Origin of the sequence: Haloarcula sp. KBTZ06 (genome assembly GCF_048595605.1) — an archaeon.
Classification (GTDB): Archaea; Halobacteriota; Halobacteria; order Halobacteriales; family Haloarculaceae; genus Haloarcula; species Haloarcula hispanica.
The window spans coordinates 1458541-1473362 of the sequence record NZ_CP184337.1; the positions used below are offsets into that span (position 1 = coordinate 1458541).

General features: G+C 62.7%; 14 protein-coding genes. 7 read left to right on the plus strand and 7 right to left on the minus strand.

Going from position 1 to position 14822, the window contains the following annotated elements:
- Positions 1-61: 61 nt before the first annotated feature.
- Together ACNO8S_RS07635 and ACNO8S_RS07640 are read left to right on the plus strand one after the other, a co-directional pair.
- Positions 62-388: a hypothetical protein gene (locus ACNO8S_RS07635; RefSeq protein WP_008309033.1), complete on the plus strand. Its 327-nt coding sequence runs from the start codon at positions 62-64 to the stop codon at positions 386-388.
- Between the two features lie 570 nt (positions 389-958).
- Positions 959-3013 carry a histidine kinase N-terminal 7TM domain-containing protein gene (locus ACNO8S_RS07640; RefSeq protein WP_079980832.1) on the plus strand — a complete coding sequence of 685 codons (2055 nt, stop codon included), beginning with the start codon at positions 959-961 and terminating at the stop codon, positions 3011-3013.
- A gap of 119 nt (positions 3014-3132) precedes the next feature.
- On the opposite strand, the gene ACNO8S_RS07645 is transcribed toward ACNO8S_RS07640, so the two are convergent.
- A complete protein-coding gene (locus tag ACNO8S_RS07645; RefSeq protein WP_004518082.1) occupies positions 3133-3408 on the minus strand; it encodes a PadR family transcriptional regulator in 276 nt (91 codons plus the stop codon).
- Between the two features lie 209 nt (positions 3409-3617).
- Here ACNO8S_RS07645 and ACNO8S_RS07650 point away from each other — a divergent pair, with 209 nt between their 5' ends.
- A complete protein-coding gene (locus ACNO8S_RS07650; RefSeq protein ID WP_175055157.1) occupies positions 3618-3959 on the plus strand; it encodes an amphi-Trp domain-containing protein in 342 nt (113 codons plus the stop codon).
- Positions 3960-4136: 177 nt separating this feature from the next.
- Here ACNO8S_RS07650 and ACNO8S_RS07655 read toward each other — a convergent pair whose 3' ends face one another.
- Positions 4137-4283 carry a hypothetical protein gene (locus tag ACNO8S_RS07655; protein ID WP_004961170.1) on the minus strand — a complete coding sequence of 49 codons (147 nt, stop codon included), beginning with the start codon at positions 4281-4283 and terminating at the stop codon, positions 4137-4139.
- A gap of 59 nt (positions 4284-4342) precedes the next feature.
- Between ACNO8S_RS07655 and ACNO8S_RS07660 the strand changes: the two genes are divergently transcribed.
- A complete protein-coding gene (locus ACNO8S_RS07660) occupies positions 4343-5062 on the plus strand; it encodes a DUF7117 family protein (RefSeq protein ID WP_050007612.1) in 720 nt (239 codons plus the stop codon).
- Positions 5063-5066: 4 nt separating this feature from the next.
- Here ACNO8S_RS07660 and ACNO8S_RS07665 read toward each other — a convergent pair whose 3' ends face one another.
- The 4 genes from ACNO8S_RS07665 to glyA form a co-directional block, all read right to left on the minus strand.
- Complete coding sequence (locus ACNO8S_RS07665) at positions 5067-5549, minus strand: NUDIX hydrolase (RefSeq protein ID WP_050038113.1); 483 nt, start codon at positions 5547-5549, stop codon at positions 5067-5069.
- Positions 5550-6443, minus strand: coding sequence for a bifunctional methylenetetrahydrofolate dehydrogenase/methenyltetrahydrofolate cyclohydrolase (locus tag ACNO8S_RS07670; RefSeq protein ID WP_050038114.1), 894 nt, complete (start codon positions 6441-6443; stop codon positions 5550-5552).
- A gap of 75 nt (positions 6444-6518) precedes the next feature.
- Entirely contained in the window at positions 6519-7106 is a 588-nt protein-coding gene (locus tag ACNO8S_RS07675; RefSeq protein ID WP_058990820.1) for a hypothetical protein, read from the minus strand.
- A gap of 83 nt (positions 7107-7189) precedes the next feature.
- A complete protein-coding gene (gene glyA / locus ACNO8S_RS07680; RefSeq protein ID WP_129755194.1) occupies positions 7190-8437 on the minus strand; it encodes a serine hydroxymethyltransferase in 1248 nt (415 codons plus the stop codon).
- Positions 8438-8590: 153 nt separating this feature from the next.
- On the opposite strand from glyA, the gene ACNO8S_RS07685 reads away from it, so the two are divergent.
- The 3 genes from ACNO8S_RS07685 to ACNO8S_RS07695 all read left to right on the plus strand — a co-directional run bounded on the left by ACNO8S_RS07685 (position 8591) and on the right by ACNO8S_RS07695 (position 13609).
- Positions 8591-10678: a hypothetical protein gene (locus tag ACNO8S_RS07685; protein ID WP_014040447.1), complete on the plus strand. Its 2088-nt coding sequence runs from the start codon at positions 8591-8593 to the stop codon at positions 10676-10678.
- Between the two features lie 371 nt (positions 10679-11049).
- Positions 11050-11868 carry a transcriptional regulator TbsP gene (gene tbsP / locus ACNO8S_RS07690; RefSeq protein ID WP_008309020.1) on the plus strand — a complete coding sequence of 273 codons (819 nt, stop codon included), beginning with the start codon at positions 11050-11052 and terminating at the stop codon, positions 11866-11868.
- Positions 11869-11899: 31 nt separating this feature from the next.
- Positions 11900-13609 carry a YcaO-like family protein gene (locus ACNO8S_RS07695; protein ID WP_420182748.1) on the plus strand — a complete coding sequence of 570 codons (1710 nt, stop codon included), beginning with the start codon at positions 11900-11902 and terminating at the stop codon, positions 13607-13609.
- Positions 13610-13651: 42 nt separating this feature from the next.
- Here ACNO8S_RS07695 and ACNO8S_RS07700 read toward each other — a convergent pair whose 3' ends face one another.
- Positions 13652-14800 carry a DUF63 family protein gene (locus ACNO8S_RS07700; protein WP_420182749.1) on the minus strand — a complete coding sequence of 383 codons (1149 nt, stop codon included), beginning with the start codon at positions 14798-14800 and terminating at the stop codon, positions 13652-13654.
- Positions 14801-14822: the final 22 nt, after the last annotated feature.

Consider the following 14822-nt stretch of genomic DNA (forward strand, 5'->3'; position numbering starts at 1 on the left):
TCGAGGGAGCGGTCCCAGACGAGTCGTAAGGGGTTTCCTCGCGCTCACCGTCCCCGTTCGTATGAGCCTCGACGATCTACAGGAGGATATCGAAGCGGCGTACGGCGACTTCGACGACGAGTTCGAACTGTCCATCGACCGCGAGACGCGCAACGAACTCGCGATGCTGTCAGTCGCACTCGACCCGGACGACCCGGACGAACTCGTCAGGCGCGCGGTCCATATGCTGTTTCAGTCGACCGTCGACCGCGGGACGCTGGATTTCCACCTCCGGTCGAGCTACGACTGTACGTACGACGAGTACCTCTCGGGGATGACCTTCGACCAGATGACCGGGAACGACTTCCCTCAGCAACAGGACAAGGACGACCGGCGCTACCAGTTTTAAACGAAGAGCCCAAGCGCCGGCACCGTTACCGTACCGAGGACGACCGAACGAAACATCCCGAGCGCCCCGCAAGCAGAATACGAAACACGGTCGTCTGAATCGGCTCCAGGGATCGCTGCAAGAGGGCCGACATAGCTCCCATATACATGAGATTAGTTAACAGTTAGTGGTGCTATAGAGTCTTTCCTCGCTACTTGTACGGCGAAGATATCCGCGACACGGCAACTGCCTCACCCAGCTATCCGTCAGGACAGCGTCTCTGCCGGGAACCGCCCCTGGGTTGAGAGCCCCGCTGACACGAAATAGGCAGTGCGTCCCAACAATGATCGGGGTCGAATCGCGTACCCCACTCACCACCGCCCATAGCCAAGACAGACTACCATCTGTTTCCGATAGTCTTTGCCAAAATATCAATAAATGAAACAGATGTTCCGAGCTACTGTCTTTTATCTTCCGTTAAATACAGCACAAACGGCCGATTCTAACACAATATGTGAGGTGTCGAACAGACTTATTCAAGTTTGATAGTTGGAGGGGAATTATAAAACGACCCTAAATCAACGCTGACGTGTGGGATTATCGCCAGGCATACCGACGTGGGTTCTCCTCATCGCGTTCGGCATAAACCTGGGAATTGCCGGTATTGCCGTTCGTCGGCGGAGTGTACGCGGGGCAGTGCCGCTCGCCGCGATAATGATCTCTGTCGCACTTTATTCGCTCGGCAACGGCGTTCTGTCGGCAAGCACGACAATGCCGACGTACCGGACCGGTCTCGTTATCAAATACATCGGGGCGGTCGGGCTCGGGCCAACACAGTTCTGGTTCGGGCTGACATACAGCGGCCGGGAATCACTCCTGACCCGCCGACGCTGGGCGCTACTGCTCGCTCCCCCAGTCGTCGTTTTCGGGCTTGTCGTGACTGCACAGTCACACAACCTGCTGTGGACCCTCGACGGGTTCGTGCAGGGACCGCCGCTCGCGAGTCCGGAGCGCGTGAACGGCCCCGTCTTCTGGTTCAATCTCCTGTACCAGTACATTCTGATAGGGACGACGTACGTCATCGTCGGGCTCTTCGGACTCAAGCGAAGCGGTCGGTATCGAACACAGGCGACGTTGATGTTGCTTGGCGGCATTATTCCGCTGATTGCGAGTTTAGTGTTCGTCTTCGGCAGTGATCCGATGGGGTCCGCTGACCCGACAGCGTTCGCGTTCACGTTTACGGGGGTTGTCTTCGCTATCGCGCTCTTTCGCTTTGACCTCCTCGACCTGATGCCCGTCGCGAGACACACGCTCGTTGAAGAGATGTCTGATCCCGTCTTCGTCGTTGATAAAGACGGGCGGCTTGTCGACGTAAACGAGACTGGCACAGACCTCCTCGACGATGAAGGGACGGCGATTGGCCGGTCTGCGTCGGAAGTCATGCCGTCCTACGACTCGCTACCAGACGACGACGGCAATGCCGACGCCGATGTCGTCATCGAAGCTGACGGCGGACCACACTACTTTGATATCAACCGTTCAACGCTCACCGACCAAACCGGCTCAGTGATCGGACAGCTGCTCATCTACCGTGACGTGACTGAGCGCCGTATCGCGGAAGAGCGCTTCCAGCGCCTCATCGAACGGTCTTCGGACATGGTGACGGTTCTGGACGAAGACGGGGAGTTCACGTACGTCAGCCAGCCAGTTAAGAAGATACTCGGATACGAACCTCCCGAGTTGGTCGGTGAGAACGCCGTCGAATACATCCATCCCGACGACAGACAGCGCGTTGTTGAGGACCTGGCCAGATACGTCGACGATTACGGCTACTCCGGCACGTACGTCGTGCGATTCCGCGACGCAGCGGGTAACTGGCGTTTCATCGAAGCGCACGCAACAAATCTGCTCGCCGACCCGTTCGTCGAGGGGATCGTCCTCAATTCCCGAGACGTGACCGAGCAACTACAGCGAAAGCGGAAACTGGAACGGCAGAACGAACGGCTCGACCAGTTTGCGAGCATCGTTGCGCACGACCTCCGGAACCCACTGAACGTCGCGAGTGGACGACTTAGCCTACTTGAGAGCGATGTCGCTAGCCACGACGCGTCGATCGGGACGATTCAGGAGCAACTCGAGCGCATGGAGTCGATCATCGACGACTCGCTCACGTTGGCTCGCTCAGGAGAAACGGTGACTGAGACCGACGAGGTAGACCTCGAACTGATCGCATACGATGCCTGGCAGAGCGTCGAGACTGGCGGGGCGACCCTCGTCGTCGAAACAACGCTCCAGATCGATGGCGACCGTAATCGGCTCCGGAATATGCTCGAAAACCTGTTCCGAAACAGCGTCGAGCACAACGAGTCGGCTGACCTGACCGTCAAAGCCGGGTCCTTACCCGACGCGGTCGGGTTCTACGTTGAAGACACCGGGGCAGGTATCCCCAGCGAAGAACGTGACGCAGTGTTCGAACAGGGATATACCACAAACGCGGAGGGGACAGGATTCGGCCTCGCTATCGTTAAAGACATCGTGCAGGCCCACGGGTGGGACATATCAGCCACTGAGGGCGAGAGCGGCGGAGCCAGGTTCGTGATCGAGTGCCACGAGTCACCTATGGTGAACCAACCCGACACCACATGACGCTGAACGACTCCAGCGACGAATGCCGTCATCGTAGCGTTACCCGCTCCCGTCACTGAAGACGGACCCACCGCTACCGACGATACGACGGCCTCAGCACAAGGGGCGGTGCGACACTCTTACAGGTCGACGTACTGGTCTTCCCATTCGCGGCGGGCGTCGATCTCACGACGCCCGCGGCGCGTAAGCGTATAGAAGTTGGTCCGGCGGTCGCGCTGGCCCTTCTCGACCAGTCCCTTGTCGACCAGAGTGTCGAGGTTCGGGTACAGACGACCGTGATGGATCTCCTTCTCGTAGTACGCTTCGAGCTCCTCCTTGATAGCTAAGCCGTGGGGCTCTTCCCTGCCAGCGATCACGTAGAGAAGGTCACGCTGGAATCCTGTCAAGTCGTGCATCGGTTTTCCTATGTAATGATTTAGTATCTATACTGTTAAATATATCGGCCCAGAGAACTTGATGTTGTTTCGGTAGTCCAGAGTGTCGAATTTTCTGTATTTAGGCCCTCAGTCATCGTTTTGTTCAAATGGTAAATACAGTCAGTATATCATCATTCTTCGGAAATTGATGGCGACAGTATTATTTGTCACTGGAGGGCACTGAGAGGTTGGTAGAAACAGTCCTGCTCGAAAGCGAGCAAGGACTCGACCACAGCGCCGTCGCAGCATATCTCAGAACGGTGGTCGACTCTCCGGGAGATAGATCTGAGATCACGCTCAGCGCAGGGAGGGGTCGGGGCCACGTCGCGCCGCCATCACAGGCGGAGTTCGAGGTGAACGCCGAGCGCGCGAGTCCGGAGTGGGCGACGGTAACTCAGTATCGGAGTCGAACCGGAGTGGCCCGAGAACGCGACAGACACAGAGTGGTCTATCGAGTACGTCGTATCGTCCAGCGGTTCCTTTTCGGATGTACAGCAATCGCTCGTATCTGGTCGTTAGCAGCGAAGTAAGTGGAAAGCGGTCGCGAAAAACGCGACCGCTTGCCGCCCTGAATTGGTCCCCGCTGACGCTTCGGCCCTCCAAGCGAAGCGTCACTTGGTCGAATGGGGCAGAATAACTTAAAAGTACCGGCCCCGTCCAGCAGATGTTAGTTATCGAATTAGAAGCGAATGTAAGCTGTAACTAACCTAGATATGTTCCTCCTCGAGCACCCATCCAAGTGCCCGCTTGTAGTGGGTGAACATCATACGGACCCGCTCGTGATCCATCTCCTCGTCGTCTAGCTGTTCAGCAAGGAACTCGTACTGCTCGCGGATCTCGTCTTCCGAGCGCATACGTTGGCGTAGACAGCCCTCACGGAACAATCTTGAGGGCTGGCCTCTCAGCATCACGTATGAAAGTCCGCGGGGAGCGCGAGTGCCAGGACTGTGGCACGCGATGGCGGTACTACGAGACGGGGAGCATCGCCTGTCCGGACTGTGGCAGCATCCACAGCGTCGGCATCGACGAGCACACCGAACACACGGACGCACCGGCCACCCTCGACCTGACGCCGGTCCGGAGCCGGATCGACGCAGACCCGACCCGGGAGCTCGCTGACGCGGCCGCCGAGCGCTGTCGGGAGTACACACGCAAGCGGGGGTTCATCGACGCGGGCGAGCTTCGCTCGCTCAACCCGACGTTCGTCGCCGCGGTCGAACTCCAGCACGTCGGTGCACACCTCTCCCGGGAGTTGCGCAGCGGCGACCCGGCGGAGCGGTACTTCTACGAACTTCTCGGCAGTGCTGACGACGGCGACCGTCCGGCTGTCGAGTCGGTCCCGTCGGAGCTTCGAGTGCCGTACGGCCTGGCGATGGCGGCCGCCGTCGATAGCTATCAGCGCGACGTACGGACGTATCTGGACGCCAATTCGGAACCGACCGCACGACAGCTCTCCGGACGGATTCGCGACCATCGAAAGCGGATCGAGGCGCTGGACGGCGATGTCGACCCCGCGGACGCCAACCGTCTCGTTCACGCGGCGCGGGACCTGGGGTCGTACATTACCGGCGACGAGAGCGCATTCGTCAGAGCCGAGAACTGGCTTGCCGGAATCGAGAACGACACGGTCTAAGCGGTCACTGGAGCCGCCGTACGAGGGTTTCGTCCAGACAGTTTTCCGGAACCGCATCCCGCCACGCTACGGTCTCTATCGACTCGCCGTCGAGTCCGGGGTCCGACGCGAGGTCCGTGGAGTCAGCCGTCGCGCGATAGGTCCCGAAAAAGAACGTCGCCTCTCGGCCGCCATCGGTCACCGTGACCTCGGTGACGGCAGCCAGTTCGTCGACGGTACTCTCGACGCCCGTCTCCTCGCGTACCTCGCGGCGCACCGCCTCTTGGCGCGTCTCGCCGGCTTCGACGCCGCCGCCCGGAAGCTTCCAGCTCTCGTCCTCGTAGACGAACAGTATCCGGTCCGCCGGGTCGGTGACGAGCGCGCCGACCGCCCAGTGGAGCCCCCGGTCAGCACGGGCGCGGACCCCTTCTACACCCGCTGTGTCGGTCTCGCGAGTCACCCGACGGGTGAGCACGTCACGGTTCTCGAAGGCCGCAAGCGACGGCATTCAGGGCAGGTCGACGTCGATGTCGTGTTGCAGGCCCGTCGCTTTCACCGTGTTGTACAGGAGCATTGCGCGGGTCATCGGGCCGACGCCGCCGGGAACCGGCGTGATCGCGCCCGCGACCTCCTTCGCGCTCTCGTATTCCACGTCGCCGACCAGTTCGTACCCCTTCTCGGTATCAGCGTCGACGCGGTTGATGCCCACGTCGATGACCGTCGCGCCCTCCCCAATCATGTCGCCGTCGATCATCTCCGGGACGCCGGCCGCAGCGACGAGAATGTCGGCGTTGCGGGTCCGCTCGGCGAGGTTCTCGGTGCGGGAGTGACACACCGTCGTCGTCGCATTGCCGCCCGGTGCCTTCTGGATGAGCAGGTTCGCCATCGGCTTACCGACGATGTCCGACCGGCCGACGACGACGGCGTCCTTGCCTTCTGTGTCCACACCCACGCTCTCGATGAGCTTCTGGATGCCGTGGGGTGTGCAGGGCTTGTAGCGGGCGTCACCGGCGACGAGTCGGCCAACGTTCTCCGGGTGGAAGCCGTCGACGTCTTTCATCGGGTCGATGGCTCGCAGGACCGACCTGTCCTCGACGTGGTCGGGGACCGGCATCTGGACCAGGATGCCGTTGACGTCGTCGTCGGCGTTGAGGTCCTCGATAGTGTCGTACAGTTCGGCAGCGTCCGCGTCGGGGTCGATGTCGATGTCGATTGCCTCGATACCGACCTCCTCGCAGTCGTTCTGTTTCATCGAGACGTAGGTCTCGCTGGCCGGGTCCTCGGACATCAGGACCGTCGCCAGCGACGGGCGCTCGCCCGCGTCGGCGAGGTGGTCGATGGACGCGACCAGGTCATCCCGAATCGACTGTGCGACGGCGTCGCCGTCGATAATCTCTGTCATTGGGTACAACGGCGGCGCGGGGCGGTATGAACGTCCCGGATTTCGGCCGGCCGCGACAGGCAGGCGCGCGCTCGCTCAGGGACAGTCCGACTCGGCGACCGACTTCCGCTCGGCCCCCTGCCGGATGGCCCGTGTCGGGCCGCCCGGGACAGCCACCGTCATCGCCTGGCCGCCGTAGCCGTGGGTCTGGTCGTGGCCCCGGACTACGACACAGGTCGTATCGTCGGGAACAGTAATGGTCTCCGACCGGGTGAACGGAGCCGTCGAGTGAGCGTGCCGGAGATCACGGCGACCGAGTCGGTCGCCCGCCAGCGTTTCGACCTGCCACCAGTTCGCGTAGCCGTCCTCGCCGTCGTCATCGTGATAGAGTGTTACGTCGAAGCGGTAGTCGTCGCCTTCGTCCGTGAGTTCGACCCCGACGACGTTGGCCTCCCGCAGGTCGAGTTCTGTGGCTGTTTCGGTCTGTCCAGCAGTCGACTCCTGGCCTGTGGGGGTAGCGGCGTCTGTCTCCGCCGCCGTGGCCGTCACTGTCGGCTCGCTCGCGCCGCCGTCGCTTTGCCCGGTTTCCGCCCCTGACTCGCTCTCGAACTGCGTACAGCCAGCGAACACCGACAGGGAGGCACCCAGTGCATAGAGCGTCCGGCGTCGGGTTGTGCGGGGCATACCAGTCGTATCGGAGAGAGATGCCAAAAAGGAGGATGCCAGTGGGCGGACAGCAGAATCCGCGCTCCAGGGCTAGCCTGTCGCTACTCGTACAGCGTGTACTCGTCGGTCATCTCGTCCACGCGGTCGCTGACTTCCGCCACGACATCGTCGTCGTGGGGGGCGTCGACGACCTTGTAGATGAGATCGGCGACCTCGCGGCAGGCGTCCTCGTCGAAACCACGGGTGGTGAGCGCGGGCGTACCGGCGCGGATGCCCGAGGGGTTGAACGCCGAGCGGGTCTCGCCGGGGACGGTGTTGGCGTTGAGGACGATGCCGGCCTCTTCGAGCGCTTCCTCGACTTCCTTGCCAGTCGTATTCGGATGGGACGGACGGAGGTCGATGAGCACGAGGTGGTTGTCCGTGCCATCGGAGACCAGATCCAGACCGTGTTCCTTGAGTCGGTCACCGAGGGCGACGGCGTTGTCGACGGTCTGCTGGGCGTATTGCTCGAACTCGGGGGCCAGCGCCTCGCCGAAGCCGACGGCCTTGCCGGCGACGTTGTGCATCAGCGGGCCGCCCTGGGAGCCGGGGAACACCGCGCTGTCGATGTCGTCGGCGTACTCCTCGTCGCACATGATGATGCCACCGCGGCCGGCGCGGATGGTCTTGTGCGTCGAGCCGGTGACGAAGTCGGCGACGCCGACCGGCGACTCGTGGACGCCAGCGGCGACGAGGCCGGTGATGTGGGCGATGTCCGCGAGGTGGTACGCGTCGACCGCGTCGGCGGCTTCCTGAATCCGCTCGAAGTCGACTTCCCGGGGGTACGCGGAGTAGCCCGAAACGATGATGTCCGGCTCGAACTCCTCTGCGTGGTCGTGGAGGCCCTCGTAGTCGATGTAGCCGGTTTCCTCGTCGACCTTGTACTGTTCGACCTCGTACACCTGGCCGGCGAAGTTCGCTGGGTGGCCGTGCGAGAGGTGGCCGCCGTGCGTCAGGTCCAGCGAGAGGATCTTGTCGCCGGGTTCGAGCACGCCGAGGTAGACGCCCATGTTGGCCTGGGAGCCGGAGTGTGGCTGGACGTTGACGTGGTCCGCGCCCCACAGTTCCTTCGCGCGGTCGATTGCCAGTTCCTCGACGTCGTCGGCGTACTCGCAGCCGCCGTAGTAGCGCTCACCGGGGTAGCCCTCGGCGTACTTGTTCGTCAGTTCGGAGCTCTGTGCCTCCATCACAGCCTCGCTGACGTGGTTCTCACTGGCGATCATCGCCAGCGTGTCGTTCTGCCGGCCTCGTTCGCCCTCCAGGGCGTCTGCGACTGCCGGGTCCGCTTCCCGTACGGTTTCGTAGCTCATGTATCCGAGTCAGGACCGATACGACAATAATCTACCCTTTGGGCCACGTATGTGCTATGTTATCACACATTGTCCGGTGCCGCGGGTACAGTTGGGGAGACGACATCCTGACACCCGTACGTATATATCAGATGACGTTCCACATGTCTATGCATGGTCACCTGGGGGGTGGCAGGCGAGCGGGTGGACCGGAACAGCAGTAACACGCCGGAGTGGGATGGAGAAACGGTCGACCCGAGCGCACTGGTGCGCCAGTTACACGATCGAGAAGTTACGGACGGCGAACAGTTACCACATCGTGTCGACGACTGCTACAGCGGGTCCGTCACCGAGTTAGCACTGCCGGCGGTGGATGCCACGGTAACCCGAGTCGCTACTGACACGAATACTGGAGCAGTTGATTCACCGACGACCCTAGAGGAGGGGGAGTACCTGCTGACGATGGAGGCCCGTGCTGCGGATAGCGACCGAGGGTCGCCGTTGGGCGTCGTTGACGACATTCGGATCCACGTCCGCTTCGACGGGCCGGCGTCGCTCCACTCGGCCGGCATTACCTCTGTCCTCGGTTTCCAAGAGCCGACGAGTATTACCGTCGGGTTCGTCTGGGAGACGAGCGCGGAGCGGCCGCATCTGCAGGTCCCCGCGACACCTGCCGGACTCGCAACGGCGATTACCCATCTGAGTGGGGCCCATCATACGATGCAGCCGTCCCGCTCACATCCGGAACTCCGCGGCCATCCGCCGATAGTCACGACCGGCGAGACGACCCGTATTCCCGAACCGGTTCGGCAGAACCGTCCGGAGACTGGCATCACGCTCCGTGTTCCGGAGTGCGAGGCGGAACTGCTCGTCAGCGCCCCGCTGGCGTACTATCTCGGGGCCGAAGTGGTAGTCGAGTCACGGGATGCAGCACTGTTGACGGCCGACGGCACGTCGGTACACCGCTCTTTCGACGCGTGGCCGTCGCTACAGGCCGGCGTCGCGGCGCTGCTCCGGAAGGTGTTCTACCTCGACTGTCTGGTCAGACGCGTCGATCCAGCCGAGAGTGGCGCTCGTATCACGTCCGCGCTCTCGCTCGACCCGGACACAGTTCGGTCGCTGTCGCCGGCTGGACGGCTCGAGCGGTACATCGATGTCTCCGACGAGGCCGTGAACTCGATTCTGCCGGAGTGGCCACTCTCGACGTACGTCTCACCCGAACCGGAACGGGTCCGATGCCTGCCGTTCCTGCTCGACCGACTCAGTCTCATCTACCTGCCGGACAGCTCCCGGCTCGACCAGGATGAGCTTCTCGACAGGACGCTGTCGGATTCGTATCTGAGCCGCGGTTCGGCCGAGCGCCCACCGGTCATCGAGCCGAACCTACGCGAGGGCCAACTGCACTCGTGGCTCGCTCCGGGGAACCCGATAGACGCCTGTAAAACGCCGGCGGAGGCGTACGTGAACCGCTACCGGAGTCAGAACCGGGATGCCGACAGCCAACGGGTCGCGGTCGTCCTCAACGACGAGGAGATGGCCGGCGAACACACGGAAGTCACAGAGATATACCGGGCCGCGGACCTGCCGATGGACGTCCAGGTCAGCGAACTGCTGTCGGTCAACGAACTGGCCGACGTGTTCGAACAGCCGGCCGATTTCGTCCACTTCATCGGCCACTGCGACGAGGAGGGACTGCGCTGTCCCGACGGCAATCTGGCGCTGTCGTCGCTGTCGGAAGCCCGAACGCAGACGTTCTTCCTGAACGCCTGTGGCTCCTATGACGAAGGGCTTGACCTCGTCAAACAGGGCGCGGTCGCCGGTGCGGTGACACTTACCGACGTGCTGGACAAACACGCCGCCCTGGTCGGGACCGCCTTCGCGCGCCTACTCAGTAACGGATTCAGCATTCAGCGAGCGCTGGAACTCGCTCGCCGACGGATAATGATGTGCAAGGACTACGCGGTCGTCGGCGACGGGACCTACTCTATCGTTCCCAATCCCGCACACCCCGCGGTCGTCTGGGTCTCCAAAGGGGAAACGGGATTCGACGTCCAGTGTACGGTCGTGTCCCCGGAACGGCCCGGTGAGAGCTACCGCCTGCCGTTCGACGACAGCGCCGCGCTGAACGGCGAACAGACGAGCCACTCGCTCGGCGCTACGGAGTTGGCCGACGCGCTGGGCCAGACCTCACTGCCCGTCATCTTCGACGGGGAGTTTCACTGGTCCGACGACCTCGCTGCGCGTCTCCGGACGGACTTCTGACGAGCGCGAAGCTGTCAGACTCCGTGATGGAAGCCGAGACGGCCGCCATCTATTTTCGAACCGGCCACCCGAGGAGCCGTGTTGATGCGACACTCTCCGTACGCACTCAGGTACAGATTTGATACTGTGCTCCAGTCGTGGCTTCCGGCGGGTAGGAGACAGTGACAGTAACCACTGATTCGAGCGAATTCGCGTGACGACGACGAGCAGAACAGATGGTTCAGTCCGTGAGACGAACGGCTTCTGCTTAGGACAGTTGACCAATATTTTATCGCCTCTCATCGGTGGGTGTTGTCGGATTGTTGGCGAAATCAACACAGTATGGCCGGTAAAATTAAATATAATAATACACTATATACTTGGAAGGGACAATGACTGAAAATCTCCTGCAAGACGACGTCGGGTCTATGTTGACCACGGTGTTTGGGGCAACTGACGAGCCGGTGTACGTCGTGAACCCGTCGCGGCGGACCATCTCTGAGCTTGTATCGACACTGGACGCGGATTCGGGCGCTCCCGAAGTTCGGCTGCTCGCCGACGAGCGCGCACTGAAAGACGTCATGGACGACTTCCTCGTTGCGAGCACCGCGGCCGACCTCATCGACGAGGAGCGGCTCACGATGCGACTGCTCGACGACGTGCCGAACCACTCGGTCGCGGTAACTGTCGATACGGTGTACGCGCTCGTCACCATCAGCGACACGGTCGGCGGTCTCGGGACCGACGACGCGGCGTTCGTCGACAACGCCTACGACTACTACGGCTCGACCTGGGAAGACGCCGACGAGTACTCGCTCCGGACGCCACCGCTCAACCGCGTCCAGAGCACACTTGAAGCCGATATCGGCCCGGAAACCGCGTCGGACTTCAACGACGTTCTCAGCTCTCTGTCGACGGCTCGTGGCGACGGCGACGGTCTCGACGAGGTCACCATCAGCCTGCTCGTGGCCGCACGGAACGGCGAACTGCTGTACGACATCAGCAAATGGGGCGAAGACGTCGGACTGGCGAGCAAGGCGACGTTCTCGCGGACGAAGACGAAGCTCGAAGACATGAACCTCATCGACACGGAGAAGGTCCCGATCGACGTGGGCCGACCGCGGCTCCGCCTGATGCTCGGTGACGACCGGCTCAAAGACGCCGAGCCGGACGAGCTGGCCTCCGTGGCTCAGTCGATCCTCGCCGCGTAGGTTTTTCCCGCTCCACCGCGAGGGGTTCGGCATGCAAACTGTCGAAGTCGTCGGGCGTGGACCGGCCGTCGACGCACTCACTGCGTTTCTCGCTGATATCGACGTTACAGTAGCACAGCCGTCGACACCGGCGAACAGTAGTGGCGACCTCGCCGTCGTCGTCGATACTGTCGGGTCAGAGACGTTTGCGGCGTGGAACGACCGAGCGAAAGGCGATGACGTCCCGTGGGTCGCCGTCGAACTGGGCGGCGTCGGCGGCGTCCCGGTGACTGACGCCGCGATCAGCGGCTTCGGACCCGAAACGGGCTGTTTCGACTGTCTGCGGACTCGGGTCGAGGCGACGGTCGACGATACCGAGGAGATCACAGAAGCCCCAGCAGCAGCCACGCAACGATTCACGGGAGCGCTGGCGGGCCGACTGGTAACCCAGTTTCTCGACGGCGACACTGCCCTCTTCGGGACAGTTACGGAACTCCCACATACGCAGCGCCGGTTCCTCCCCGTCCCGGGCTGTGACTGCAGTGAGACGCCGAGCCGTACCCTCGGCGACGGTCGCCGAACGGCCCCGGACAGCGAGGCGCTCTCGCGGGCGGAACTGGGCCTCGACGACCGGGTCGGTATCGCCACGGAGGTCGGCGAAGTCGAGTCGTTCCCCGCCCCGTACTACCTGTCGACGCTCGCCGACACCGCCGGTTTCAGCGACGTGTCGGCCGCCGCCAAGGCCGCCGGTGTCGCTATCGACTGGGACACGGCGTTCATGAAAGCGCTGGGCGAGAACTACGAGCGGTACGCGGCCGGGGTCTACCGAGACGGGAATCTGCGGCACGGGACGGTCGTCGATGTTCCGGATGCCGTCGCACCCGACGCGTTCGTCAGGGACGAGGCCGAATGGGACGACTCGACGGCGCTTCCCTGGGTCCCGGCTGAGAATCTGCTGACCGACGAACGGCGGTCGCTTCCCGCCGAGACCGTCCACTATCCGCCGCCATCGAACGCCGTTAGACCGGCAACGACGACCGGGCTCGGGCTTGGAAACACCGTCACCGAGGCGCTGCTGACCGGGCTCTACGAGGTCATCGAGCGCGACGCCGCGATGCTGTCGTGGTACTCGACGTTCGAGTCGCTTCGAGTTGCCGTCGACGACCACGAGCGGTACGACACGCTCCGGCGTCGCGCGGCGTCCGAGGGGCTCGACGTGACGGCGCTGTTACTGACACAGGACGTGGACGTGCCGGTCATCACCGTCGCACTGGAACAGGACGAGTGGCCTCGCTTCGCACTCGGCACCGATGCGGATCTGGACCCGGGTACGGCCGCCGTCGGTGCGCTGGAAGAGGCGCTCCAGAACTGGATGGAACTCGACAGCATGGGCCCAGACGCGGCCATGGACGCACAGGGATCAATCGGGCGCTACGCCGAATCACCCGGCGAGGGGGCCGACCTGACGGCCACCGAGACGGCGGTCCCGCTGGACTCGCTCGGCCCCGACGCAGACCTCTCCGGCGAGGCGGAGCTAGAGACGTTGTGTGACCGGGCAGCTGACGCAGGACTCACGCCCTACGGAGCGCGGCTGACGACGCGCGACCTCGAACAGCTCGGATTCGAGGCGGTCCGCGTCGTCTGTCCGTCGGCACAGCCGCTGTTCTTCGGTGATTCGTTCTTCGGCGAGCGGGCCGAAGCCGTGCCTGCTGACCTGGGCTTCGAGCCGCGGCTCGACAGGGAGCATCATCCGTTCCCGTAGCAACAGCCGACGAGCGAGAGTCAGATACCGGACAGTCCGTATTCAGATGCCGAACGTCGCCCGCAGCATGTCCCGCGTCCCCGGCCCGAGGCCGACTGCGGTAACGGCGATGAGCAACAGCAGTGCGTACCGCGGGCTGTCGTCGATGAACTCCTGGTTGAACAGCGAAACGACCAGCGAGGCGACAGCGAGCTTAACAATCAGGAACGGCCAGGATGTGCCGATGGCAGCAGTCAGACCGGCAGACTGGAGAGATTCGGTGGCTTCAATGATGAATGCGTTGGCCGGATGTTTCGGGTAGTACGTCAGCGGGACGTTGAGTGCATCGAGCCAGTCAGCCAGCAGGACGTTCGCGACGCCGTCGATGGCGTGGCCCCAGATGACCAGCAAGCCGATATAGCCGGTTCCGTCGTTCAGCGCCGGTCGATAGGACTCGAACAGGCGGTACAGACCGTACGACAACGCCGACGCCAGTGCGACAGTCGTGATGAGGACCGACGGGTACAGCGTCGCGTACTCTCGTGTGAGCGCGACAAACGTAAGATAGAGCAGCGTCACGGCGACGAAAATGCTACCAACAGCGCCGGTCGTCCGGTAGTAGCTGTCGACGACGCCGCGCTGTTCGAGGTCCACACAGACGACGAGGACGAGCAGCGTCAGCAGGAACACCGTGCCGTAAATAACGGGACTGATGATGAGTGAACTCAGCGGGTACTCGACGATAGGTGAGACGCCGGCATCGACCGCGCGGTCGGTTGCATCCTCGACAGTCCGCAACGCGCCGCCGAGCAGCATGAACGGCACGAACGCGAAGTAGAGCTTCGGGTCCTCGGCGATGTCCAGTCGCTCGAGGAGGAAGTAGACGCCGACGAGCATATACACCAGAATCAACATGTAGCCGATCTCGGAGACGATAGTGTATCCCGGCTCGGCGATGAGCCGTCCCTCCTGAATAGCCGCCCTACAGCCATCGTACAGCGGTTGTGGCCCGGATGCAGTCATCTCGGCACAGCTGGCCGCCTTGGCGTCCGCGTACACTGGCCCCCAGAAGTACTGCCAGAGGAACCGATCCCAGACGGCCTGTGGAGCGGCCATAACGGCTCCGACCGCGACGAGGAGGACGGCAACGAAAGAGCCCACCCAGAGCTGGCCGGGCCCGTACTCATCGACGGCTCGCTCGAACGTTTCCATGGCCGAGTGACCGGTGGCAGGC

Coding starts and splice junctions, on each gene's coding strand:
- ACNO8S_RS07635 (WP_008309033.1), top strand. CDS start 62: ATGAGCCTCGACGATCTACAGGAGGATATCGAAGCGGCGTACGGCGAC.
- ACNO8S_RS07645 (WP_004518082.1), bottom strand. CDS start 3,408: ATGCACGACTTGACAGGATTCCAGCGTGACCTTCTCTACGTGATCGCT.
- ACNO8S_RS07655 (WP_004961170.1), bottom strand. CDS start 4,283: ATGCGCTCGGAAGACGAGATCCGCGAGCAGTACGAGTTCCTTGCTGAA.
- ACNO8S_RS07660 (WP_050007612.1), top strand. CDS start 4,343: ATGAAAGTCCGCGGGGAGCGCGAGTGCCAGGACTGTGGCACGCGATGG.
- ACNO8S_RS07665 (WP_050038113.1), bottom strand. CDS start 5,549: ATGCCGTCGCTTGCGGCCTTCGAGAACCGTGACGTGCTCACCCGTCGG.
- ACNO8S_RS07670 (WP_050038114.1), bottom strand. CDS start 6,443: ATGACAGAGATTATCGACGGCGACGCCGTCGCACAGTCGATTCGGGAT.
- ACNO8S_RS07675 (WP_058990820.1), bottom strand. CDS start 7,106: ATGCCCCGCACAACCCGACGCCGGACGCTCTATGCACTGGGTGCCTCC.
- glyA (WP_129755194.1), bottom strand. CDS start 8,437: ATGAGCTACGAAACCGTACGGGAAGCGGACCCGGCAGTCGCAGACGCC.
- ACNO8S_RS07685 (WP_014040447.1), top strand. CDS start 8,591: ATGGTCACCTGGGGGGTGGCAGGCGAGCGGGTGGACCGGAACAGCAGT.
- tbsP (WP_008309020.1), top strand. CDS start 11,050: ATGACTGAAAATCTCCTGCAAGACGACGTCGGGTCTATGTTGACCACG.
- ACNO8S_RS07695 (WP_420182748.1), top strand. CDS start 11,900: ATGCAAACTGTCGAAGTCGTCGGGCGTGGACCGGCCGTCGACGCACTC.
- ACNO8S_RS07700 (WP_420182749.1), bottom strand. CDS start 14,800: ATGGAAACGTTCGAGCGAGCCGTCGATGAGTACGGGCCCGGCCAGCTC.